The sequence below is a fragment of the Fusobacterium varium genome (assembly GCA_021531615.1).
GTDB lineage: Bacteria > Fusobacteriota > Fusobacteriia > Fusobacteriales > Fusobacteriaceae > Fusobacterium_A > Fusobacterium_A varium_C.
The window spans coordinates 26,373-47,163 of the sequence record JADYUE010000010.1; the positions used below are offsets into that span (position 1 = coordinate 26,373).

Consider the following 20,791-nt stretch of genomic DNA (forward strand, 5'->3'; position numbering starts at 1 on the left):
AATAGATAACGTTATCTAAAAAATATATAAGGAGAATCTTTGTGAAGAATAAAAAAAATAACAATAAATCAACAATTACAATTTCAGAATTTTTAAAAAAAATAATTGTTTTAAAGAAAAAAATTGATAAAAATTAATTTTCTTCTTTAGGTGACTTGAAGAGCTCTTCATATGGAATATTTGTTACTTCTGCTATTCTTTCCACTGTAGACATTCTAAAACCTTTTCCAGCTTCCCATTGCTTTAAACTATTTTGCAAGGACTGAGGTTTTATATCTAAGCGTCTGCATAATTCAGCCTTAGACATCTTAGAAAAAACTAATTCATCTAGTCTTTTTCTTAATATCTGAGAAATTTTCATTTGATCGCCCTCCTTTTTAATAATTTATATTTCTTATTAACTTAATAATAAGTTAATAATCTAATTTTGTCAACATAAAAAAAAGCAAAGATAAAAATCTTTGCTCTAAAAAATTATTCTTTTATTTTAAAAATCATATTTAATCCCATCTTCAATAGCTTTTTTTAATTCTTTTAATTCTTTTTTATTTTCTTCATAGATTCCTTTTTCTCTTAAATCACATTCAATATTTCTAAGTATACTTTTCAAAATATAATTTCTATCCTCTTCAGACATCATTTTAAAAAGTTGAAGATAAATATCGCTCTTTTCTTTCTCTTTTTCTAGTTTTTCTGTAATTTTTTTTTGTATTTTTATTTGATCAAATAAATCAGAATCCTCTAATTTTCCCAATATTTCTTTATACTCTTCATTTTCTTTTTTTAACTTTTCATACTTTTCAGTAAAACTTGGAGGAGCAGAATCTTTCTCCCAAGCTAAAAATAATTCTTCTTTCTCTTCCTTAGTTAGTGGAAGATTTTCTAAAATTGCATCTAATTTATTTCTTCTAGGAAGTGCTTTTTCTTTTTTTAAGTCTGAAATATACCCCTCTGTTATATCTGATAATATGCTTAAATCTTTAACTTTTATTTTTTTCTTTTGCATAATTTCTTCTAACATTTTTCCAAACATTTTTATTGCCTCCTAAGTTTTAAATCTTATTTTATTTTACTACAAAACTTATAAAAATTGTAAGTATAAAAAATTGTTTTTTTATATATTGACAATTATAAGTTATTTGTCTTATACTCTTAATAAGATGAAAAACTTTTATTTTATAATTAAGTTAAAAAACTAATACGGAGGTGACATTTTTAAAATTTTAAACAATTTGTAAGGAGGTGAAATAATGGGCATAATAGGAATATTAGGGATAGGATTATTATTGTTAGTACTACCATTTTCTTGTGCTAAATATAATGTTTTATACAATAAAACAGTTAGAACAGAAGTAGGAAAAAGTATAATGAATAGTGATAGAGAAATTTTTAAAAGCTCTAAACCTTATGTAGAAAACTCAATTCAAACATTACATAACTATAAAATGCAATATGACTTAGCTAATGATGAAGATAAACAAATAATAGCTAATAATATAAAATCTGAATTTGCTAATTTTGATAGCAATTTGATAGAAAATAATAATTTAAGACATTTTTTAGAAAGTATTAGAGGAGGATATTAAGAATGAAAAAATTACTAATGATAGGTGCTGTAATAGGGATAGTTGTAGGTTGTGAATCAGTTCCAGCACAAAAAACATCAACTGATATAGAAAGAGAGAAACAAGAGACATTATCTAAACAAGCTATTGAAAGTGTTGGATTGCCTAATATTTCAAATTTTTATGAGAAAAAAACTTTAAAAAAAATTCTTGAAATGAGAGATAATCCAAAATTAATAAACTATTTTTACACTAAAAACAACATGAGTGGAAAATGGGTATACGAAGGAAAATGTATAGGTTTTGGAATTTCTTATACAACTCAATATACTAATCCAGAAAAAATAACAATAACTAGAGATCTTGATATGGGGCCTCATTGGGGAGATCAGACAAATGTTATACAGCAAGCTGATCCTAATGGACTTTATAGTGTACCAAATGGGACAGCAACTTGGATAATGAGAGTTACAGATGATGGAAAAACTATTGTTGACTATATAGAAAGTGAAATAAGAGTATCACAAAATAAAATTCCTGTAAGATTATGTGAAAAATGGAGTTTACCTGAAAATTATTAATAATATTTTTTAAACTACTGAATAGAGTATCCTAGATATAGAAAAATAAAGACCTGTCATAGTCTTTCTAGGATGCTCTCTTGAGTAGATTACTCAAAAAAGTGAGGTGAAAATAATTATTTAAAATTATAGTGTTTTACAAAGGAGTGAATAATCAACTATTTCTTTTTAACTGGTGGCTTTGGAGTTGTTGGATGATTTCCAGTAGCCATTTCAGCACTATTATTTATTGAACTAGATGTTTTTGACACAGAATTATAATCTGGTTTACTAATAACTTTAGGATCTTTTGCCAAGATTATTCCTCCTTCTTTGATTATTTTTTATGGTATTCAATTACAATATTTTCAGGTCTTTCATACAAGTATATAGCTTCTAATTCATAACTAGGGATATCTTTATTGTCAAAATAGGCACTTACATCTTTTAGTAAAATTTCAAAATATCCTTGTTCTATAATATTCAATGCTTGAAGTGAGCCTATATAAACTTGTTCCTTATTTTGATATCTAATTGATACCCAACATTGTTTAATACTTTCAAAGGATTCATCTTTTGATGATATTAACCCTTGAGCTAGATATTTTTTACCTAACTTATTTGAAAGTCTTAATTTTCTGAGAAAATAATGATATTTTTCTCCATTAATTACCCAAGTAAAAAATAGAGAATATGGAATTACAAATAGTAAAGCTAAACTTATTTCTGCTGGAGAAATTCTAGGATTCTTTGATAACAGGGTTTTTAGTGTTTCTCCCTTATCAAATAAGTTTAACGGGAGATAACAAAGAACTCCAACTATAAAAGAATAAGCTACTCCTCTATTAAAGTCTAGTTTAGCATCATCTAAAATAGCATAATTTACTAAAATTACACATGCTATTCCAGGTAGAAAAATAAAAAGAAATTGAATTAAATTTACTATATCCATATTAATCACTCCTTTGTAAAATACTATAAATATTATAACTTTATTTTCTTAATAAATCAAATTTGGAGGTTTTTATATGAATAACAAAATTACTTTTCCTAAACATGAAATTTTTAAACAATTTACAACTCAAGATCTAATTGCAGAGCTAATTAGACGAAATAATGATAATCTAAAAAAATTGTGTAGTACTTATATTTTAACTGGGGTTCTCACACTATTACATTCAGATGAACTGTATGAAGGAATTGAAAGTCAAGAAGCAATTATTCTCAAAGCTTTAGAGCAACTTGATATTAATTAAAAAAAATAGGTGATCCTAGCTCTTGTTCTAGTTTTAAAAGCTCTTGATTAAGAATTTTTAGATTGATAACACATATATTATCAAGTGTCAAATATATTTCAAATTCAAAATCTTGAACCTGATATTTAAAATTTTCTTTATCAGTTCCGTATATTACTAGTGTTAATTTATTTATTGAAATATTTTTATAATATATTTCTTTAAAAAGAAGGGCATATTTTTTTTCTTCTGAAGAAATAACTTGTTTTGGAAATTGTAAAAGAGAATATTTTTCATTTAAAAAAATATGTTTTGGTTGTAGTTCTTCATTATCATCTAAATACTCTATATCAATGTCCCTTTTACCAAGATTTATTGATAACTGAAAACTTCTATATCCTCTAATAAAATTAATACTTTTAGGTACTTCAGAAATAATCGCACTAGATATTAAAAATTTACTTGGGTACATATTCTCACTTCCTTTAATCTATTAAATAGAGTGTCCTAGAATTTGAAGATTACAAATTGACTGCCAATCAATTTTCTTCTAGGATGCTCTCTTGAGTAGATTACTCAAATAAAGTGAGGTGAAAAAATTGAAAAAAATTAAAAGAACTATTTCTCTTTTAAAACATCCTTTTAGAAGAAAATATAAAGAAAAATTAATAATTTCACAAAATTTAAATAAAAGTGGAATAACTCTTCCAAGCTTTTATAAAAGTTTTAATGTTCCAATAACTGCTTTTCGTAATATGAAAAAAACTAGAAGGAAGTTACTAAAAGTCCATAACCACATTTTTATTGAACACAGTTATGGAATGGCAGTAGCTGTCAATGTCAAAATTCGTGCAAAAAAATCTTTTAAATGGATATTATCCAATAAAAGAAATAAACTACCTATTTTTAAAAAATATATTTATTTTAGAAAAAAACAATATACTCAAACTGAGTTGCTTTTAAAATATTTTAAAATTACAAATCAATAATTTCTTCATCATCCAATATTGGAGGAACTTCTGCTTTTTGAGCTATCAAGGTAAATTCATAATTTTTATAAACAAAGTTGCCAATAACAACTGGGATATTATTAATATAAAATGTTGCTGAAAAATAGTCTGACCCAATAATATTTAAAATTTCAGTCATTCTTTCTTGATTTCTTAAAACTTTAAAATGAAAAAGTTTTTGTCCCATAAGAGTTAGCTCTTCATCAGCTTCTCCAAGAAAATTTATTTGATAATTTTTAGAAAAAGTGTTTATTCTTAATTTTATATTTTTCAAAACATCATCTCCTTTCGCTACTGCCAAAGGGGATTCAGTAGTAGTCTACTGAATAGAGTTACCAAGAAGCATAGAAAAAAGACCCCCAAGTCTTTTTCTTGGTAGCTCTCTTGAGTAGATTACTCAAATAAAGTGAGGTGAAAATATTGAAAAAAATTAAAAGGTTTAATTTAAAGACTTATGATTTTTTTAAAAGAAATAGATTAAGAAAAAAATATTTTAAATCTATATTAAATCATACTTTAACAAACCCTTGGCAAATAGCATCAATTAAAGTTAAACAAATTCATTCTAAAAACAGATTTAGAGTAGAAGCTTCTCTTCTTTTTGGTAAAAAAAGAAAAAGAAAAATAAGATCCTCATTCAACTCAAAAATTAAAATAAAAAGAAAAGTTTACTCTTATTTAGAGATAATAAGGTATTTATAATTCTATTAGTTTTATATTTTCTGAATAATATGGAGCTGGATCAAAAGAATTATTTTTAACAATAGTTAGCTCTTCTTCTGATATTGGATAAAAATTTCCTTCAAAGATAACTATATTATTTTTTAATAATATTGCTCCACAAACATCAGAAGATTTTAAAACTTTATAAATTATTGAGCTTTTTTCTAAAGGTTTTATTTTTAATCTTTCTTTTGATTGTTCAATAATTTCAGCTAATAAATTAATTTTACATAAATTAAATGAACCATCAAAATATCTTAATTCAAATTTTTGCATATCTTCTCCTTTCGCTACTGCCAAAGGGGATTCAGTAGTAGTCTACTGAATAGAGTTACCAAGAAGCATAGAAAAAAGACCCCCAGTCTTTTTCTTGGTAGCTCTCTTGAGTAGATTACTCAAATAAAAGCGAGGTGAAAAAAATTGAAGAAAATTAAACATAGAAAAATGCCATCTGAACTAACTATGCTATATCCATTAAAAAGAGCTTATAGAAGAGCTTACTATAAGGTAGCACAAGATCTCCGAATAGAAAAAAAATTAAAATTAAAAATTCAATCATATAGAAAAATAGAATTGGCAGTAGCTTTTTTAAATTTTTATTATGTAAAAAAAGCTTATATATATTTTTATCAAAAGAAAGTTCTTAAAAGAAAAAATATAAAAAAACCTAAATATACTAAATTAAAAACAAAAGTAAAAAAGCTCTCATATACAAAAAATGAGCTTCTTAATATTCTTTTTGGTAATTAAAATTGTAAAAATTAAATATTTATAATTATTTTTTCACGATTACTATATTCTTCACATGGCTCTGCATTTTTATCATATATTTTAAAGTCAGAGCCATTAAAATAAAGTAATTTAGCAGTAGTATTTTATTAAGATTGGAGTGTATATGAAAATAAAAAAATTTAAAAATAATAGAATAACTTTTCTAGGTATTAACTTTCTCAATAAAAGCCAAATTTTAGATTATTATACAACTAATCTTTGGAGTTCTTTATCTAACAAATATCAATCATTATTAGAATTTAAAGAAAAAAACTCTAATAATATAAAAACTATTATCATAAAAGACAATAATTTTAAAAGAAATTGTTTAAAAAGTAATTATTTTAGAAAAGTATTACATCTTGATCAAAAAGATAAAGATGATTATATCTATCTTGTGGTAATTCCAACTAAAAAATATTTTAAAAATAATTTTATTCAAAAATGTTTTAAAAAGAGTAATTTTTTAATTAATAAAAAGTATATTTTTTTAGATTACTATACACATAGATTTTTATTATTTTCTTGTCTTGCTCAAGAAATTTTCTATATCAAAGGTAGCTAAAAGCAAATTTTATTAGCTTAAAATTATCTCATAGCTTTTTTCATTGCTTCATTTATTGTTTTTACATTAATAGGATTATATTGTTCTATACAACTTATTATTTCTTGTGAATAAGTATATAAAGCTGAAATTCTTAGAGTGTTTAATAAATTAGGGTATACTTTTTTTAATTGAGTAATATTCATACTTGTTACACCAATACATTGATAATTGTTATTATAAAAATAACAATTTTTACCAAATTTTAATATAAAGTATCCTTGCTCTAACATTTCTTTAGTAGGTAATTCATTAAGTATTTTTTCTTCACTAGAAGTTCTATGAATTACTAAAGAATTTATTTTTTTAAATACAGTTTCTTGTTTTTTTAATAAATTAAATTCATCATATATTTCTGCAACATCTGAACCACTGAACATTTCAGGTAAAAAAGATAAATCTTCTATATTTTCACTAACTAAATTAGAAGTATCGCCTTCAAGTAGTTGGAATCTATGTTTACAATACATTCCTTTTTTCCCTGCTGGGCAAGTACAAGCACTTCTAAAATTATCTTTTTCTCTCCAAAAAGTTACTTTGTATGGTTCTTTTGCAGATCCTTTAATTAAAAATTTTAATATTTTATTTTCTTCCATAAACTTCCCCCTTAATCTATTGAATAGAGTGTCCTAGAATTTGAAGATTACAAATTGACTGCCAATCAATTTTCTTCTAGGATGCTCTCTTGAGTAGATTAGTTCTAGGAATTAGTTTTTATTTTGTCTCTTAATTTTAAAAGTACTTCTGCTTCTTGAACTTTTTTCTCATCATAATTATTTAACTGTTCAATTAGTGATGGTGAATATGTGTAAATATCTTCAAAAAAAGCATAATTCTGATTTTCTATAAATATAGATCTCACAGGAGATAATATATATGGATGCCTTTTTTTCAATGAAGTAATGCTCCATAATTTGCTTCCTAAATATTTAAAAGAAGCATCAAATACTTGACAGTTTTTTCCATTTTTCTTTATAAAACCATTGTTAGAAAGGACTGAAGTAATATCTATATCTTCTGAAATATCAAAAAACTTTACAGGGTTAGTAAAATTAATTTTTTCTATTAATTGTTTTGTTTGTTTTGATTTTTCATAAAAAACTTTTAATTCTTCAAACTCAACTTCTGATAGAATATCCAATTTTTGAGTTGTTGATATTATTCTATCAGTTCTAAAAGTTCGTTGAGAATCTATATCTATATCTATTCCTTCTATATATGTATAAGAATGAGTATTGTATATATCATTTATCACTATATTTCTAAGATTATATTCAACATCTGAAGCTCCTTTATAATAAAAAGAAAAAATTTCTCCTGTATTGAAATAGTCATTAGCTTCTTGAATAATACTCTTATAACTTTTTTTAGAAGTGTTAGATTTTAAATTAATCTTAGAAATTCTTTCATTTATAATTTTTACTTTTTTCTCTTTATTTAGAGGTTGATTGGAATTATTAGAAACTTTAAAATAAAATATTATGTTTATAAAAAACATCATTATTGTTATAGCTTTTCCTGTTATTCCAAGCTCAGTAAAAAATGTATAATAAACAACTATATCAAAAAGGCTTTTAAAACTTCCTAGAATTATTAAAAATAGATTAATAAATTTATTTTTAATAGGATTCTTTAATAATTGGAGTATAAAAAATGGACTAAAACTTAAAAACGAATAAATATAAAAAAAATATAACATAAATCTTTCCCCCTAATCTATTGAATAGAGTTACCAAGAAGCATAGAAAAAAGACCCCCAGTCTTTTTCTTGGTAGCTCTCTTGAGTAGATTAGTTCTCTGATGATTCTTCATCTGGAATATATTCTATTAAGTCTTGGACTTTACAATTAAATAATTTGCATAATTTTTCTAATGTATCAAAATCCATTCTTTTTACTTTTTCATTATAAAGATTGGAAATTGTAGAGGTACTCATTCCAGTTTTTTCTGCTACTTGAACTATTGTGTATCTCTTTTCACCCATTAGTTTAGATAAATGATTTTTAATCATAGTCAACCTCCTTTTTTTACGATTATATCATTTTTTTAAACAGGTATCAAACAAAAACATATGACTAATCATATTTTTTGCTTGACTTTTCATATTATTAGTGTTACTATTCAATTAGCTAATAAATGTTTTTATATAGTTAGTTAATTAAAACATTTTACTAATTAAAAAATAAAAAAGTTTTAAAATTAGTTTTAGGAGGTGGTTTCAATGAAAACTTGATAAAGGAGATTTGCAATGGAAAAAGAACAGAGTATTCTAAGGTTTCTAAAAGAAGCTGAAGAAAGAAAAATGATTGGAACTATTTCTAGTCAAAAAAAAGCTGAACTTGATCAGCTTATATCTAACTTAGAAAATAAACTTCACGATCAAGAACAGCTTGAACTTCTTGGAATTATCCAGGATAAAATTTATGAGTTTCAAAATGATGTAAAAGAAGAATACTTCCAGTTTGGAGTTCTACACAGTCAACTTGAAACAGATTACCAATAAAAAAAGAGAGCTTCTCCACAAAAGCTCCCTTTTAGGTGATGATGTGCTCATCCGCAATCCATAAGATGAGTATATCATATTTATTTAAAAAAATCAAAGTTCAATTTTTTAGGAGGATAAATATGAGTATTCAATTTTTAAATATGTTAGTTAAAGAATTTGGAAATATAACATTTAAAGAAGCATTAGCAAGATTGGAAAAAGCTCAAGAGATTAAACCTGTTATTGCTGGTGATATAGATGACTAAAATATTTGACAGTGTTATCTATGTAGTATGTACTCCTGATGGAGTTCCAATGAAAGCTTATACTTCTGAACAATCTGCTAAAAATCATCTAGTAAAAGAGATGATGGACAGAGGAGAGAGATTTAGTATTGAACTAGTAACCTTGGACGTGGATATAGACTTCTGCAAGAGGGCAAAAATAACTTTAGATGCTATAAGATTTAAGGAAAAGAAATAGGGGGAATAAAAATGAACGAATATAAAAGACAAGAGCTATTGGATCTAATTGAGGAGTTATATGATGATGAGAGAATTAATCTCACTGCATATAATAAGCTAAAATGGGCAATAGAAGAAGATGAGTAAATAAAAAACCCCGTAGGGTGTGAGGTCAGTATGAACATGAAATAAGCTCCCACGACGGCTTGTGAGAGCTTATTTCATTCAACACTTTAATCATTTCATCCTACAAGGTTTCCTTGGAATTAAATGATATCAGTTTTTTTACAAAAAGTCAATGTAATAAAAACCCCGTAGGGTGTGAGGTCAGAATGACTATCTGTACTTTCTTACTAACAAAATAAAAATGAGAAGAAGTAATCCACCTAGAAGAATTGCTCCTCCGTCAAAATTAATTGTTAGATGCTGAATTGTTACAGTCATTTCTGTACCTCCTCAAAGTTGATAGAATCTACTGCTTACAAAGGTCGTTACTCTTTGTAAACATGAAATAAGCCTCCACCAAGGTGAAAGCTTATTTCATAACGATTTTTATTATTCTATCAACTTCAAGTTCCCCATACGGGTTCTAGGTACTTAAATTGTATCAGTTTTTTTACAAAAAGTCAAATAGGAGAGTTCCAATGTAAAAAAGTTACTTCAAAGAATTTATAGTTTTAAAAAGGAGGTGAAAGAAGTGACAGAAGTAGGATATTTCAAGGTTGAAAATATAATTATAGATGGTTACAGCTCTTTTGATGAAGAGATGGACCAAGTTGTACACAAGGATCTGTTTGAATGTATCCAAGAGAAAATGATTTATATCGTTTTGGAAAGATATGCAAATAATAATGATGGCATAGCTTTCCCAAGTATCTCTACAATAGCAAAATCTGCTATGTGTGGAGTTACTACTGTAAAAAAATATATTAAAAAATTAGTGGATAAAGGATACATCACTAAAACTTTGAGACCTAAAGCTAATGGTGATAATGATTCTAATATCTACACTGTAAAAAAATTATCTGAAATATGTAAGGATATTTTTTTACCTCAGTCGCCTAGCGACCCAGGTACGTCGCCCAGCGACCACTATAAAGAACAACATATAAAGAACTCTGATATAAAAGATCATGATAAGAGCAACACAGATGCCAATATTCAAAATCCTACTTCTGTTGTTTCTTCTGATCCTGATTCTTTTAAAAATTTCTTTAAAAATATTGAAGTAGGTTACACTACTAAAAATCAAAATTCAATTAAAGCTCTACTTAAAAAAATGAAACCTCAGCAGGTTATGCAGTACCTAAAGGAAACTTGGGAGAACATTAAAGCTACTCCTGGAGTAGTTAATGCTCCTGCTCTATTCTCTATAAAAATAGAGAGGCAGGAGAGACAAATGACTGCTACTGCTAGACAAGCTATTATTGAAAAAGAGAAAGCTATTGAAAAGCAAAAGAAAATAGAAAATAAAATTGATTGTGCTGATCCAGTAGCTCTCTTTAATAGTTTGCCTCCTGTGGAGAGATTAAAAGTTGAAAAACAAGCTATTAATCTCTTTATAAATCAAAGTGGAGCTGATGAAAAAATATTAAATATTATGAGAGACAACAATCCTACTATGTATCTTAATACTATTAAGTTGCAACTAAAAGTAGCATTGAAGTTATAGGAGTTAAAATGGAAAATAATAATTTTAGACATCCAAAGATGACTATTGCAGAAATGAATGAGATATGGAAGTTATGTGAAGCTTTGGGGATTGATCCTGAACCATACAGCGAGGTTCAATATGCAGGAAAATTAATTTTTGACCTATATCGTTTACAACTATGTTTTGGAAAAATTGTTCCACCTGATCCCAAAGATTACATGGAGGGAGGAAAATATGACTACACAAAATATGGTCATGGCAAAAGATAAATTTCAGGATGCTAGATACTTTATAGAATCTTTAGGCTTGAAAGATGAAGATGTTAGAAAAATACTAAATGCTAATGACTGGGAAAAAGATTTTATTGTTCAGAGAGCAAAAGAATTATTCATTCCTTTCTTTGAAGAGTTTATCAATAATTTTGAATCTGTAAAATTGATTATTGATAAAAGAAAATTTAATAGGGGAAGGAGAACAATTCTTAAAGATCTTGAAACAGGAATTGTTTATGAAACTCTTGCTGATGCTGCAAAAGATGTTCATATGTCTTTCAATACTGTTAGGAAGCATATTGAAAAAGGAAGATTTATAGTTCTTGATAGAACTTTTAAAGATAAAAGGTTGGAGGGGAAAGATGCAAATAATAAAAATGTTTAAATATGTTACTGATACTTATCATTTTTATTTAGATAAGCTAGAGTCAAAAAATGAGAGTGGGACAATAGCAGAAAGATGTTGGGTTTTAAATAGAGTTAATGTAAAAAAAATGGAAGGTAATAAGTTAGTTTTAAGTGAAAATGATTTTCATTCACCAATTTTTTTACCTTTAAGGACTTCAAAAGTAGAAATTGAAGAACAAATAAAAGCTTTAAGCGGTTGTAAGGAACTACAAATATTATGTTATGATCCTGAAAATAAAAATTATATTTAGGAGGAAGAAATGGTATCAAAGGTTTATATAATATCTTTTTTAAATGAATTAGCTGCTGGACTAAGAGAGACTACTAGAAAAACAAGAACTAAAAAAATTGTTAACTGTAAAGTTAAAGCTGAAAAAACTGGGGATAAGGCTGAGGATGAAATATTGTTCTATATCATCCATGAAAAATTTCAATCTACTGCTAAATTTGATAGATTATCAGCAGCAAGAATTCTTTTTGATTTATTGAAGAAGGAGAGAATATGAATAAAGTAATATTAGTTCAATCAAAAAAAGGTGGAATAGGAAAGTCTTGGTCAGCTCTCCAGCTAGCACACGGATTAGCTAAAATAACAGGAGAAAATGTACTTATCCTAACAACTGATAGACAAAACGATATATTGAGTTTTTCAGGCTATTCAGAGCCTCTTAGACGTGGTTTAGAATATTGGATTGAGCATTTAGAAGGTGACTTTGCTGAACTAAGAGAAAATTTATATTACATTCCTTTAAATGCAACTATAATTTCTGAAGATCTTAAAAATAAATTTGAAGTTTTCATGGAAGCTTTACAAAATAGATTCAAATATATTGTGATTGATGGAACTCCAGTTATTGAATTAAATATGTTAATTTCTTCTGCTGCTACTGATATAGTTATTCCTACATTTTTAGATAAAGTTACTGCTGTTGGAATGATGGAAATGCTAAAAAGATTTGAATTAAATAAAATAAAAGCTGTTATTCCAAATCGTGCTGCTGCAAGAAGTAAGCTTGAAAAGGAATATTATAGTAAATTAAAAGAAGCTCTTGAGCCTACTCAAATCGTTCTTACTTGTCCAATCAATCAAAGTAACTTCATAAGTAATTTAATTGAAAAAGGTAAAACTATTTGGGATACTTCCTCTTCTAAAGTTACCTCTGTAAAAGAGCAGTTTGAAAAGGTTATTGAGGTGATTAAGTGATGGCTGGAGAAAATATTTTTGCTGGTATAAAAAATATTGTACAGGAAAAAATGTATCAATCTACATTTGATTTCGCAAGTTTCGAAATTAACGATGATGATAAAAATTACATAATAGAAAGGGAAGAAATTCTCTTTCTTAACTTCAAAAAAATGTCTAGCTCTCTTTATGAGATTTGCAAAGCATTATATGAAATAAAATTAAAATTCAAGGATGATGGTGGATCTTTTGCTGCTTGGTACAGACATAATCATCTATCTAAAGATAAAGTCTCTGAACTTTTAAAAAGATATGAACTGTTTATTCAAGCTCCAAATCAAAAAGAGTATGTTTCAGCTCTTTCTATTCCTGCAGTTAAACTTCTTACTAAAAAAGATATTGAGTTTGATACTCTAGATCAAATACTACAACTTGAATTAAAAGATGTTGAAGAGATAGCTGATAAAATTGAAGAAATTCAACCAAGTGAGGTAAAAGAAGAGAAAAAAGAAAATAAAGTTAAAAATCCTCTTTTAACTAGAACTGTAAAAAAATATAGAAAAACTATTGAAAAAGCTACTACTCTTACAGAACTTGCTAATCATAAAAAAGAACTTCTTGAATATGTTAAACAATTAAAAGAGTTAGTTAATGAAATAGAACAAAAAGAAAAGTCTAGAGAAAATGAAAATAATCTAAATTTATTTGAAAAAGAATGTGTTTTTCAAGATGATCTAGAAAGAATAATTGTTTTAGAGTTTAACTCAGAAACTGGAATGTATGAAGCAGTACGCTACTTAACCATTGAAGATTATAAAGAGAGAAGTTTTGGAGAGAGATTATCAATTATCGCTCCTGAAAAATCTTTAAAAATTGCAAAAGAAAAATTCCTAGCTTACGCTATTATGAAACCTTGGAAAGAATTTAAAGAAAATGAAAATAATTCACAATATGATCCTGCTCCAAGAATAGAGGTATTAGAAAAAAAAGTTTATAGAGATAATAGAGGTTGGGTATTCTTTGTTAGATCTGGACTTGGTGAAAATACATTTAAAGCCTTTTATGCTAAGAATGTAGAAGATTATCAGAGAAATATTAGATGCCATGCTGTTAAATCTCTTGAGTGGAGAGGAACTGAAAATTTAGCACAAATAGATCTTGACAGATATGCTGCTAATAAAAAAATGGAGGTTCTTAATTTTTAGAGGAGTAAAAATGATAAACATATTAAAAAAACTGTTTAATTTTAAAATAAAATATTATGGGAGATTTTAAATGTTATTATGGTTAATTAGTTGTTTGATAATAGCAATTATAGTAATTAAAATAGCAGATTTATAGAGTTTTTATTGAACATTGGCAAGTAAATAATACTGAGGAAGCCTTTATTTTCTATCTTCTTTTAATTAAAGTCATTGACTTTCATTTGTATTATTATTGATTTTATTCAGAAAAGAAGAAAATAAAAGGGACTAATCAAATTAATGATTAATCCCTCTTTAAAAAGTTGCTTGAATTTCCTTAATTAATTATAACATTATAAAAAATAAAAGTCAAGGTGAGCCCATTGGAAGAAAAAAGAAAGGTAGGGAGACCAGCAGGTATTAAAAAAAATAAAACTATGTTTGGCTATAAATATAATGAAGAGGAGTATAATACTATGAGTAAAGCTTTAGAAAAGTTTAAAGTAGAACATAATTGTACAACTTCAAAAGCTTTATATCTTCTGATCACCCAGAAAACTAAATAAAAAAGAGAGGGGCTATGTGCGACCATAGCTTTGCCTCTCTGTGTAACAACTCAAAAGGATTTATTTTTAATAGCAGAGGTTTAATCTAATAAACTCTAACAGCTATTAGAAAAAACATAACTATTACTAACGGAATTAATACTTTGTTCATTTAAAATACCCTCCTTTCTCTTTAAAAGATTGGAGTTGTCACACTAAGAAATATAATAACATATTTTAGTGTAAAATAAAAGAGATATCCAGTCGCAATAGATATCTCTTGTTCTTTGGCATTTTAAATGCACTTAATTCCGTTAATTAAATGTTATCATAATTATATATTTTTGTCAAATTTTAAAAATTAAAGTTCCTCAGTATTAATTTACTGGGGATTTTTATTTGTAAAATATTAGGAGGAATTAAAATGTCAGGTGTTGTTATTAGAAAAAGTATTAGTAAAGAAGAAGAAAATAAAATTCTTAGTCTACTTTTAAAAAAAGCTAAGGAAGAACTAGGGGAATAGGAGGAATCGTATGGATAAGGTTGCTATATATTGTCGTGAAAGTACAGAGCGTCAAGATATTTCAACATTGATTTCCATGTGTGAGAAAGCTGCTCATGATCTTGGGTTTGACACTTATAAAATCTATAAAGATATAAAAAGTGGGTACTCTAAAGATCGTGAGGAGTACTCACAATTAAAAAATGATATTCAAGCTGGAGAGATTAATGTTTTAATTCTTTATGAAAGTTCTAGACTTACAAGAGATGAGATAGAACATCATCTATTCTTTGCACTTCTTAGAATTAAAGAAGTGAGATTATACACTCTTAACCACGGCTGGATCGATCTCAACAATGAAGATGATACTTTCATGTCTAGCCTTCTTAATCTCCTTGATGCACGTGAAGGTAGAAAGGGAGCTAAAAGAACTAAGGATAGAATGGAAGAGATAGCTAGAAATGGAAGATGGACTGGTGGTCCTGCTCCATTCGGTTATCGTTTAGTTAATAAAGAACTTGTTGTTGATCCTGCTGAAGCTGAAATAGTTAAACAAATATTTCAGCTTTTTTTGGAAGGGAAAAAGAGACAGACATTATCTACCCTCTTTGGATTTGAAGGAAAAAGAGTTAGAAGGATGCTTATTAATCCAGTTTATGTTGGAAAGTTAAAATTTCATCAAATAGAATATAAAAATAAAAAAAGGATCACTCATAAAGAATGGGAAGTTCTTGATGGGATCCATGAGGCTATTGTTGATGAAACTACTTTTAAATTAGTTCAAGATAAATTAAAATTAGAAAAAAGAGAAGTAAAAAGAGATACTTATATCTTTAAAGATCTTTTAAAATGTGTCTGTGGGGCTAAATTGTATAGATATACAAGTGTATATACATACAATGGACAACATAAAGAATCTCTAGTATATAAATGTAATTCAAAAGATACTTATCATAGATTCAATAGCATTTTAGAATCAGAGCTGTTGGAGCAAGTGTTAGAAACCTTAGAAGAAGTTATTTTATCTTTAAATGTAAATGATATAAATGCTGAAAGTGATAATAGCTTAATTGAACAATTAAATTATTATAAAAAAGAAGCTACAGCTCTTCCTGGAAAAGAAAAAGTATTAGCTAGGCAGTTAATGAACAATTTATTAACTGAAGAAACTTTCAAAGAACTTATGCTTGAGTTTAAAGAGCAAAAAGAATTTTTTAAAAATAAAATTGACTCTTATTCTAAATTGATAAAATCTAAAGAAGCTAAAAAGAATAATCAAGAAATATTAAAAAAATATTTCAATAAAATAAAAAAAGAGAAAGATCCTGAAAAATTAAATATTTTTTTTAAAATGATTATAGATTCTATTGAGTTTGTTAATGATTACAGATTCTATATTCATTTAAAATTCTAGGAGGAACTATGGGATTTATTCTAACTGAAAAGATTTTTAATCATTATAGTAAAAAAGAATTAGGAGACATTTTGTCTCCTAAAGTTTTTACTCAATTATCTACCAATACTAAAATCCTGCCTTGGTTTTCGGAACTTGCGAAAGTGATAGATATAAAAAAAATAGGATATACTTTAGAAGATTTTAAACATGATTATCCAAAATATAAAGATTTTATAGAGATAGAAAGTCTTTTTAAAATATTAAGTCAGGGAATTTCATTAAGAGATATTGCTATTTTTAATAGTAACTTTCATACAGTGTTAAAAAAAGGATTTTATTATAACTCTACTGTTTTAAAGCCATTTGAGATAGAAAAGTATATTGTTATTCATTATGATATCTCAGATTTTAAAATAGAGTTCTATAAAAATCATATAGAACTCTATGGTGATAAAGAAAAGCTGGAAGAATTCAAACATAAATTTAATTTGAGTGAAGATGTTTTCTATGAAAAATATAAGGAGAGTTGGCATCTGGCTTTTAAAGGTTTACTTGCTGAATATATAAGAATACATGAAAAAAAGGATACAGATTAATGTATCCTTTTTATTTTTTAACTTTAAAACAAGAAATAAAGAACTTGTGTTATTTCTTATGGAACAGCCCTACTCCGTCTCCAAAAGGTAGAAGAACAAAATCTCCATCTTCTCTATTATATAACGAATCAATAAAACTATCCAATCTTTTTACAATAGTTTTAAATCTCTTAGGATATTCTTTATATAAATACCCTCTAAACATAATATTATCAATAAATATTATTCCATTTTTATTTAAAAGTTTGATAGAATCCTCAAAAAAATCCATATAATGCCCTTTAGAAGCATCAATAAAAACAAAATCAAAGTTCTCCTCTATTTTTTTTATCTCTTCTACTGCATCTCCTTTTATAGAAACAATATTATTTAAACCAGATTTTTTTATATTCTCTTGAGCTTGATTATATCTCTTCTCATCAATCTCAATAGTATATAGTTTTCCATCTTGTCCTACTATCTCTTTTGCCATTAAAATTCCTGAATACCCTATTGCAGTCCCTACCTCTAAAATATTTTTGACTTTATGAGTCTTTACAATAAATTTCAGATACTCAGCAACCTCTTTAGTTACAATAGGCACATTGTTTTCATGTGCAAAATCTTCCATCTCCAATATTAAACTATCTTTTTCCACTATCTTTCCAATTATATAACTATTTGCATCTTTTAACTCTTCTAACATTTTTCCCTCTTCTTTCTTAATTTAGCAATATAAAATCCATCTAGAATATCTTCGTGATAATCTATTATAAATCCTCCAAACTCATCATATGTTCCATTTACATTTTCAGGAATATATAATTCTGTTGTTTCAAATTCTGGATATTTTTCTAAAAATTTTCCTATATTATCACTGTTTTCTTCTTTTAAAATAGTACATGTACTATAAACTAATTCTCCATCATCTTTTAAAACTTGAGCTGCTGACTCTAATATTTCAAATTGTAACTTTGATAGCTCCTCAACATTTTCAATATTTTTATTATAAAGAGCCTCTGGTTTTTTTCTTAATACACCATATCCACTACATGGAGCATCTACAAGTATTTTATCAAATTTTTTACCTTGTTGATTTAATTTTCTAGCATCCATTTTTACAGTTCTAACAAAATCTATTCCTAGTTTTTTACAATTTTCTTCTATCAATTTAAGTTTATGAGGATAGATATCTAAGGCTAAAAGTTCTCCTTCATTTTTCATCAACTCTCCTAAAACTGCTGTTTTACCTCCAGGAGCACTACAAGTATCTAAAACAGACTCATTTGATTTAGGGTTCAAATTTCTAGCTGATAAATATGATGAAGCATCTTGAACAATTATTTTCCCATCTTTAAACTCATCACTATATAATAAAATTCCAGATTCTAAATAGTATACTGTATCAACTTTTTTTACAATATTTATATTTAAACTTTCTAAAAGTTTTTCAAACTCCTCTTCACTATATTTTAAAGTGTTTACTCTAAAACTAATATATGGAATTTTTTTCAAAGACTCTAAAAATAGATTTGCTTCCTCTTTGTATTCTTGTTTAATTTTATCATAAAACCATCTAGGATAAGAAAGTAAGATATCCTCTTTATCATTTTCTTTTAATTCTAAAATATCATTTTCTAATTCACGAATATAGCTACGTAAAACCCCATTAACAAATTTTCCAACAGGGACTCCAAATTTTTTCTTTGCTAGTTCAGTGGCTTCCCATACAACACCTTTATCATCACTTTTCATAAAAGCAATTTGATACATAGATATTCTAAGAATATTTCTTATCCAATCTTTTTTTATACTTGAAGTTCTTTTATCTATCTCATAATCAAGGAATATTTTTTTTCTAATTACTCCATAAAAAAGTTCAGTTATAAATCCCTTTTCTTTTTTATTCAAATCATTTTGCTTAAAATATTCATTCAATGCTATATTGGAGTATTTTCCATTTTCAACTTCTTTTATAAGCCCTATAACTCTTTGCTTAATATTCATTTTCTCCTCCTATACTCTTCACTATCTAAATTATTATACAATATTTAATAAATAAATAAAAGTTATCATTTACAAAATGATGTAATTTTTTTGTAAACAAATATTGCCTTTTTTTTAATAAAATGTTACCCTAATATATGTAGTTTAAAATTTTATAAAAATGGAGGTGCAACATGGAAAATATTTTGTCTTATTTAGAAAATAACCAGTTGGCAAAGTTAAAAGAAGTACTTATTGAAGAAAATCCTGTAGACATAGCGGAGTTATTTGAAGACCTGCCCAAAGATCAATGTCTAAAACTTTTTAGAATACTTCCTAAAGACTTAGCTGCTGAAACTTTTTCATATCTTTCTTCAGAGAAACAACAAGAAATTGTAGAAAATATCACTGACGAAGAGATAAAATATATTATTAATGAGATGTTTATTGATGATACTGTAGACTTTATTGAGGAAATGCCAGCAAATATTGTTGATAAAATTCTTCAAAATACATCTCCTGACACAAGAAAGCTTATAAACCAATTTCTAAAGTATCCTGAAAACAGTGCTGGAAGTGTAATGACTGTTGAATATGTTTCCCTAAAGAGTGATATGAATATTGGACAAGCTTTAAATCATATTAAAAAAGTAGGTATTAATAATGAAACCATTGATATCTGTTATGTTATTGATAATCAAAGAAAACTTGTAGGATTTATCTCTTTAAAAAGTCTTATCTTCCTTGATGATATCATCCCTTTAGTTGATGCAATGGAAACTAATGTTATTAGTGCTACAACTACTGATGACCAAGAGGTAATCGCTTCTCTATTTAGAAAGTATGACCTTACTTCAATGCCAGTAGTAGATAACGAAGGAAGATTGGTGGGAATCATCACAATTGATGACGTAGTAGACGTTATTGATCAAGAAAATACAGAGGACTTTCAAAAAATGGCTGCTATGGATCCATCAGATGAAGAGTATCTAAAAGAATCTGTTTTCTCTCTTGCTAAACATAGAATTGTTTGGCTATTAGTTCTTATGATTTCAGCAACTGCTACAGGAACTATTATTAGAAGATATGAAGAGGTGCTACAATCTGTAGTTATTCTTGCTGCATTTATTCCAATGCTTATGGACACTGGAGGAAATGCTGGTTCTCAATCTTCTACACTTATTATTCGTGGAATTGCACTTGGAGAAATTCAATTATCTGATATTGGAAAAATACTTTGGAAAGAGTTTAGAGTTAGTTTAATTGTTGGAATTACTCTTGCTGTTGTAAACTTTTTAAGAATTTATTTTATTGATAAAGCTGGACTTACAATCTCTCTTGTAGTTTGTGCTAGTCTACTATTTACTGTTGTTATAGCTAAAGTAGTTGGAGGTATTCTTCCTATCTTAGCAAAGGCGTTTAAACTTGACCCTGCTATAATGGCAAGTCCATTAATTACTACAATAGTAGATGCTTGTGCCCTTATAGTTTACTTTGCTTTATCTACACACTTCTTAAATCTAGCTTAAAATTTTAATAAACTGTTGCATTTTAACAATTTGGTTTGTTAATTTGTAACAGTTTTTTATTTTGCATATTGACATTAAAATCTATTTGTGATATATAATTATTAGCCACAATAGTTATAGAGTGCTAAGAGGAGGATTTA

33 protein-coding genes are annotated in these 20,791 nt (G+C 26.7%); 20 read left to right on the forward strand and 13 right to left on the reverse strand.

Translation table 11 applies throughout. The annotated features are described in order from the left end of the window. Positions 1-133 precede the first annotated feature (133 nt). Both I6E31_05390 and I6E31_05395 read right to left on the reverse strand, forming a co-directional pair. Positions 134-361 (reverse strand): helix-turn-helix transcriptional regulator, encoded by a 228-nt coding sequence (locus I6E31_05390; GenBank protein ID MCF2639406.1) that lies wholly within the window; start codon positions 359-361, stop codon positions 134-136. 126 nt (positions 362-487) lie between these two features. Then, positions 488-1,033, reverse strand: coding sequence for a helix-turn-helix transcriptional regulator (locus tag I6E31_05395; protein MCF2639407.1), 546 nt, complete (start codon positions 1,031-1,033; stop codon positions 488-490). Between the two features lie 217 nt (positions 1,034-1,250). Between I6E31_05395 and I6E31_05400 the strand changes: the two genes are divergently transcribed. Next, entirely contained in the window at positions 1,251-1,586 is a 336-nt protein-coding gene (locus I6E31_05400) for a hypothetical protein (GenBank protein MCF2639408.1), read from the forward strand. A gap of 2 nt (positions 1,587-1,588) precedes the next feature. Beyond that, positions 1,589-2,146, forward strand: a complete 558-nt coding sequence (locus I6E31_05405; GenBank protein ID MCF2639409.1) for a hypothetical protein — start codon at positions 1,589-1,591, stop codon at positions 2,144-2,146. A gap of 158 nt (positions 2,147-2,304) precedes the next feature. Here the strand turns inward: I6E31_05405 and I6E31_05410 are convergent, their stop codons facing one another. Together I6E31_05410 and I6E31_05415 are read right to left on the reverse strand one after the other, a co-directional pair. After that, positions 2,305-2,442, reverse strand: coding sequence for a hypothetical protein (locus tag I6E31_05410; GenBank protein ID MCF2639410.1), 138 nt, complete (start codon positions 2,440-2,442; stop codon positions 2,305-2,307). A gap of 20 nt (positions 2,443-2,462) precedes the next feature. Beyond that, a complete protein-coding gene (locus I6E31_05415; protein MCF2639411.1) occupies positions 2,463-3,077 on the reverse strand; it encodes a hypothetical protein in 615 nt (204 codons plus the stop codon). A 76-nt stretch (positions 3,078-3,153) separates the two neighbouring features. On the opposite strand from I6E31_05415, the gene I6E31_05420 reads away from it, so the two are divergent. Beyond that, positions 3,154-3,381 carry a hypothetical protein gene (locus tag I6E31_05420; GenBank protein MCF2639412.1) on the forward strand — a complete coding sequence of 76 codons (228 nt, stop codon included), beginning with the start codon at positions 3,154-3,156 and terminating at the stop codon, positions 3,379-3,381. On the opposite strand, the gene I6E31_05425 is transcribed toward I6E31_05420, so the two are convergent. Continuing rightward, positions 3,374-3,832, reverse strand: a complete 459-nt coding sequence (locus I6E31_05425; GenBank protein MCF2639413.1) for a hypothetical protein — start codon at positions 3,830-3,832, stop codon at positions 3,374-3,376. The genes I6E31_05420 and I6E31_05425 overlap by 8 nt on opposite strands. A gap of 127 nt (positions 3,833-3,959) precedes the next feature. Between I6E31_05425 and I6E31_05430 the strand changes: the two genes are divergently transcribed. After that, the gene (locus I6E31_05430) at positions 3,960-4,349 is read left to right on the forward strand and encodes a hypothetical protein (protein ID MCF2639414.1); all 390 of its coding nucleotides are present in this window, start codon (positions 3,960-3,962) and stop codon (positions 4,347-4,349) included. Here I6E31_05430 and I6E31_05435 read toward each other — a convergent pair. Further along, the gene (locus I6E31_05435; protein ID MCF2639415.1) at positions 4,336-4,644 is read right to left on the reverse strand and encodes a hypothetical protein; all 309 of its coding nucleotides are present in this window, start codon (positions 4,642-4,644) and stop codon (positions 4,336-4,338) included. The two genes, I6E31_05430 and I6E31_05435, sit on opposite strands and share 14 nt — an antisense overlap. 146 nt (positions 4,645-4,790) lie before the next feature. Between I6E31_05435 and I6E31_05440 the strand changes: the two genes are divergently transcribed. After that, the gene (locus I6E31_05440; protein MCF2639416.1) at positions 4,791-5,072 is read left to right on the forward strand and encodes a hypothetical protein; all 282 of its coding nucleotides are present in this window, start codon (positions 4,791-4,793) and stop codon (positions 5,070-5,072) included. Here the strand turns inward: I6E31_05440 and I6E31_05445 are convergent. Continuing rightward, entirely contained in the window at positions 5,067-5,369 is a 303-nt protein-coding gene (locus I6E31_05445) for a hypothetical protein (protein MCF2639417.1), read from the reverse strand. The genes I6E31_05440 and I6E31_05445 overlap by 6 nt on opposite strands. Before the next feature lie 144 nt (positions 5,370-5,513). On the opposite strand from I6E31_05445, the gene I6E31_05450 reads away from it, so the two are divergent. Both I6E31_05450 and I6E31_05455 read left to right on the forward strand, forming a co-directional pair. Continuing rightward, positions 5,514-5,843, forward strand: a complete 330-nt coding sequence (locus tag I6E31_05450) for a hypothetical protein (GenBank protein ID MCF2639418.1) — start codon at positions 5,514-5,516, stop codon at positions 5,841-5,843. A gap of 145 nt (positions 5,844-5,988) precedes the next feature. After that, complete coding sequence (locus tag I6E31_05455; GenBank protein MCF2639419.1) at positions 5,989-6,429, forward strand: hypothetical protein; 441 nt, start codon at positions 5,989-5,991, stop codon at positions 6,427-6,429. 23 nt (positions 6,430-6,452) lie between these two features. Here I6E31_05455 and I6E31_05460 read toward each other — a convergent pair whose 3' ends face one another. The 3 genes from I6E31_05460 to I6E31_05470 form a co-directional block, all read right to left on the reverse strand. After that, entirely contained in the window at positions 6,453-7,064 is a 612-nt protein-coding gene (locus tag I6E31_05460; GenBank protein ID MCF2639420.1) for a hypothetical protein, read from the reverse strand. A gap of 104 nt (positions 7,065-7,168) precedes the next feature. Continuing rightward, positions 7,169-8,167: a hypothetical protein gene (locus I6E31_05465; protein ID MCF2639421.1), complete on the reverse strand. Its 999-nt coding sequence runs from the start codon at positions 8,165-8,167 to the stop codon at positions 7,169-7,171. Positions 8,168-8,257: 90 nt separating this feature from the next. Next, positions 8,258-8,479, reverse strand: a complete 222-nt coding sequence (locus I6E31_05470) for a helix-turn-helix transcriptional regulator (GenBank protein MCF2639422.1) — start codon at positions 8,477-8,479, stop codon at positions 8,258-8,260. A 237-nt stretch (positions 8,480-8,716) separates the two neighbouring features. Between I6E31_05470 and I6E31_05475 the strand changes: the two genes are divergently transcribed. Both I6E31_05475 and I6E31_05480 read left to right on the forward strand, forming a co-directional pair. Next, positions 8,717-8,971, forward strand: a complete 255-nt coding sequence (locus I6E31_05475) for a hypothetical protein (GenBank protein ID MCF2639423.1) — start codon at positions 8,717-8,719, stop codon at positions 8,969-8,971. Between the two features lie 240 nt (positions 8,972-9,211). Next, positions 9,212-9,436 carry a hypothetical protein gene (locus I6E31_05480; GenBank protein MCF2639424.1) on the forward strand — a complete coding sequence of 75 codons (225 nt, stop codon included), beginning with the start codon at positions 9,212-9,214 and terminating at the stop codon, positions 9,434-9,436. A 317-nt stretch (positions 9,437-9,753) separates the two neighbouring features. Here I6E31_05480 and I6E31_05485 read toward each other — a convergent pair whose 3' ends face one another. Beyond that, positions 9,754-9,861: a GlyGly-CTERM sorting domain-containing protein gene (locus tag I6E31_05485; protein ID MCF2639425.1), complete on the reverse strand. Its 108-nt coding sequence runs from the start codon at positions 9,859-9,861 to the stop codon at positions 9,754-9,756. A gap of 253 nt (positions 9,862-10,114) precedes the next feature. Between I6E31_05485 and I6E31_05490 the strand changes: the two genes are divergently transcribed. The 10 genes from I6E31_05490 (at position 10,115) to I6E31_05535 (ending at position 17,157) form a co-directional block, all read left to right on the forward strand. Then, positions 10,115-11,089 (forward strand): helix-turn-helix domain-containing protein, encoded by a 975-nt coding sequence (locus I6E31_05490; protein MCF2639426.1) that lies wholly within the window; start codon positions 10,115-10,117, stop codon positions 11,087-11,089. A 38-nt stretch (positions 11,090-11,127) separates the two neighbouring features. Continuing rightward, a complete protein-coding gene (locus tag I6E31_05495; protein MCF2639427.1) occupies positions 11,128-11,340 on the forward strand; it encodes a hypothetical protein in 213 nt (70 codons plus the stop codon). Continuing rightward, on the forward strand, positions 11,306-11,728 hold the full coding sequence (locus tag I6E31_05500; protein MCF2639428.1) for a hypothetical protein: 423 nt from the start codon (positions 11,306-11,308) through the stop codon (positions 11,726-11,728). Before I6E31_05495 ends, I6E31_05500 begins: the two co-directional genes overlap by 35 nt. Then, a complete protein-coding gene (locus I6E31_05505; protein ID MCF2639429.1) occupies positions 11,706-12,002 on the forward strand; it encodes a hypothetical protein in 297 nt (98 codons plus the stop codon). Before I6E31_05500 ends, I6E31_05505 begins: the two co-directional genes overlap by 23 nt. Before the next feature lie 9 nt (positions 12,003-12,011). Beyond that, the gene (locus I6E31_05510; protein ID MCF2639430.1) at positions 12,012-12,257 is read left to right on the forward strand and encodes a hypothetical protein; all 246 of its coding nucleotides are present in this window, start codon (positions 12,012-12,014) and stop codon (positions 12,255-12,257) included. Continuing rightward, positions 12,254-12,955 carry a ParA family protein gene (locus tag I6E31_05515; GenBank protein MCF2639431.1) on the forward strand — a complete coding sequence of 234 codons (702 nt, stop codon included), beginning with the start codon at positions 12,254-12,256 and terminating at the stop codon, positions 12,953-12,955. The genes I6E31_05510 and I6E31_05515 overlap by 4 nt, the downstream gene beginning before the upstream one ends. Further along, positions 12,955-14,139: a hypothetical protein gene (locus I6E31_05520; GenBank protein ID MCF2639432.1), complete on the forward strand. Its 1,185-nt coding sequence runs from the start codon at positions 12,955-12,957 to the stop codon at positions 14,137-14,139. The genes I6E31_05515 and I6E31_05520 overlap by 1 nt, the downstream gene beginning before the upstream one ends. A 362-nt stretch (positions 14,140-14,501) precedes the next feature. Continuing rightward, entirely contained in the window at positions 14,502-14,684 is a 183-nt protein-coding gene (locus tag I6E31_05525) for a hypothetical protein (GenBank protein MCF2639433.1), read from the forward strand. A gap of 512 nt (positions 14,685-15,196) precedes the next feature. After that, positions 15,197-16,579 carry a recombinase family protein gene (locus I6E31_05530; GenBank protein MCF2639434.1) on the forward strand — a complete coding sequence of 461 codons (1,383 nt, stop codon included), beginning with the start codon at positions 15,197-15,199 and terminating at the stop codon, positions 16,577-16,579. 8 nt (positions 16,580-16,587) lie between these two features. Then, positions 16,588-17,157 carry a hypothetical protein gene (locus tag I6E31_05535; protein ID MCF2639435.1) on the forward strand — a complete coding sequence of 190 codons (570 nt, stop codon included), beginning with the start codon at positions 16,588-16,590 and terminating at the stop codon, positions 17,155-17,157. A gap of 49 nt (positions 17,158-17,206) precedes the next feature. Here the strand turns inward: I6E31_05535 and I6E31_05540 are convergent, their stop codons facing one another. Both I6E31_05540 and rsmB read right to left on the reverse strand, forming a co-directional pair. Then, the gene (locus I6E31_05540) at positions 17,207-17,842 is read right to left on the reverse strand and encodes an O-methyltransferase (GenBank protein MCF2639436.1); all 636 of its coding nucleotides are present in this window, start codon (positions 17,840-17,842) and stop codon (positions 17,207-17,209) included. Then, the gene (gene rsmB, locus I6E31_05545; GenBank protein ID MCF2639437.1) at positions 17,836-19,143 is read right to left on the reverse strand and encodes a 16S rRNA (cytosine(967)-C(5))-methyltransferase RsmB; all 1,308 of its coding nucleotides are present in this window, start codon (positions 19,141-19,143) and stop codon (positions 17,836-17,838) included. The genes I6E31_05540 and rsmB overlap by 7 nt, the downstream gene beginning before the upstream one ends. Positions 19,144-19,316: 173 nt before the next feature. On the opposite strand from rsmB, the gene mgtE reads away from it, so the two are divergent. Continuing rightward, a complete protein-coding gene (mgtE, locus tag I6E31_05550; GenBank protein ID MCF2639438.1) occupies positions 19,317-20,651 on the forward strand; it encodes a magnesium transporter in 1,335 nt (444 codons plus the stop codon). Positions 20,652-20,791: the final 140 nt, after the last annotated feature.

What these genes read in the sequence shown, in the direction of transcription:
- I6E31_05390 (MCF2639406.1), bottom strand. Translation starts at nt 361, where the DNA reads ATGAAAATTTCTCAGATATTAAGAAAAAGACTAGATGAATTAGTTTTT.
- I6E31_05395 (MCF2639407.1), bottom strand. Translation starts at nt 1,033, where the DNA reads ATGTTTGGAAAAATGTTAGAAGAAATTATGCAAAAGAAAAAAATAAAA.
- I6E31_05400 (MCF2639408.1), top strand. Translation starts at nt 1,251, where the DNA reads ATGGGCATAATAGGAATATTAGGGATAGGATTATTATTGTTAGTACTA.
- I6E31_05405 (MCF2639409.1), top strand. Translation starts at nt 1,589, where the DNA reads ATGAAAAAATTACTAATGATAGGTGCTGTAATAGGGATAGTTGTAGGT.
- I6E31_05415 (MCF2639411.1), bottom strand. Translation starts at nt 3,077, where the DNA reads ATGGATATAGTAAATTTAATTCAATTTCTTTTTATTTTTCTACCTGGA.
- I6E31_05420 (MCF2639412.1), top strand. Translation starts at nt 3,154, where the DNA reads ATGAATAACAAAATTACTTTTCCTAAACATGAAATTTTTAAACAATTT.
- I6E31_05425 (MCF2639413.1), bottom strand. Translation starts at nt 3,832, where the DNA reads ATGTACCCAAGTAAATTTTTAATATCTAGTGCGATTATTTCTGAAGTA.
- I6E31_05445 (MCF2639417.1), bottom strand. Translation starts at nt 5,369, where the DNA reads ATGCAAAAATTTGAATTAAGATATTTTGATGGTTCATTTAATTTATGT.
- I6E31_05455 (MCF2639419.1), top strand. Translation starts at nt 5,989, where the DNA reads ATGAAAATAAAAAAATTTAAAAATAATAGAATAACTTTTCTAGGTATT.
- I6E31_05460 (MCF2639420.1), bottom strand. Translation starts at nt 7,064, where the DNA reads ATGGAAGAAAATAAAATATTAAAATTTTTAATTAAAGGATCTGCAAAA.
- I6E31_05465 (MCF2639421.1), bottom strand. Translation starts at nt 8,167, where the DNA reads ATGTTATATTTTTTTTATATTTATTCGTTTTTAAGTTTTAGTCCATTT.
- I6E31_05470 (MCF2639422.1), bottom strand. Translation starts at nt 8,479, where the DNA reads ATGATTAAAAATCATTTATCTAAACTAATGGGTGAAAAGAGATACACA.
- I6E31_05475 (MCF2639423.1), top strand. Translation starts at nt 8,717, where the DNA reads ATGGAAAAAGAACAGAGTATTCTAAGGTTTCTAAAAGAAGCTGAAGAA.
- I6E31_05480 (MCF2639424.1), top strand. Translation starts at nt 9,212, where the DNA reads ATGACTAAAATATTTGACAGTGTTATCTATGTAGTATGTACTCCTGAT.
- I6E31_05485 (MCF2639425.1), bottom strand. Translation starts at nt 9,861, where the DNA reads ATGACTGTAACAATTCAGCATCTAACAATTAATTTTGACGGAGGAGCA.
- I6E31_05495 (MCF2639427.1), top strand. Translation starts at nt 11,128, where the DNA reads ATGACTATTGCAGAAATGAATGAGATATGGAAGTTATGTGAAGCTTTG.
- I6E31_05500 (MCF2639428.1), top strand. Translation starts at nt 11,306, where the DNA reads ATGACTACACAAAATATGGTCATGGCAAAAGATAAATTTCAGGATGCT.
- I6E31_05505 (MCF2639429.1), top strand. Translation starts at nt 11,706, where the DNA reads ATGCAAATAATAAAAATGTTTAAATATGTTACTGATACTTATCATTTT.
- I6E31_05510 (MCF2639430.1), top strand. Translation starts at nt 12,012, where the DNA reads ATGGTATCAAAGGTTTATATAATATCTTTTTTAAATGAATTAGCTGCT.
- I6E31_05515 (MCF2639431.1), top strand. Translation starts at nt 12,254, where the DNA reads ATGAATAAAGTAATATTAGTTCAATCAAAAAAAGGTGGAATAGGAAAG.
- I6E31_05520 (MCF2639432.1), top strand. Translation starts at nt 12,955, where the DNA reads ATGGCTGGAGAAAATATTTTTGCTGGTATAAAAAATATTGTACAGGAA.
- I6E31_05530 (MCF2639434.1), top strand. Translation starts at nt 15,197, where the DNA reads ATGGATAAGGTTGCTATATATTGTCGTGAAAGTACAGAGCGTCAAGAT.
- I6E31_05535 (MCF2639435.1), top strand. Translation starts at nt 16,588, where the DNA reads ATGGGATTTATTCTAACTGAAAAGATTTTTAATCATTATAGTAAAAAA.
- I6E31_05540 (MCF2639436.1), bottom strand. Translation starts at nt 17,842, where the DNA reads ATGTTAGAAGAGTTAAAAGATGCAAATAGTTATATAATTGGAAAGATA.
- rsmB (MCF2639437.1), bottom strand. Translation starts at nt 19,143, where the DNA reads ATGAATATTAAGCAAAGAGTTATAGGGCTTATAAAAGAAGTTGAAAAT.
- mgtE (MCF2639438.1), top strand. Translation starts at nt 19,317, where the DNA reads ATGGAAAATATTTTGTCTTATTTAGAAAATAACCAGTTGGCAAAGTTA.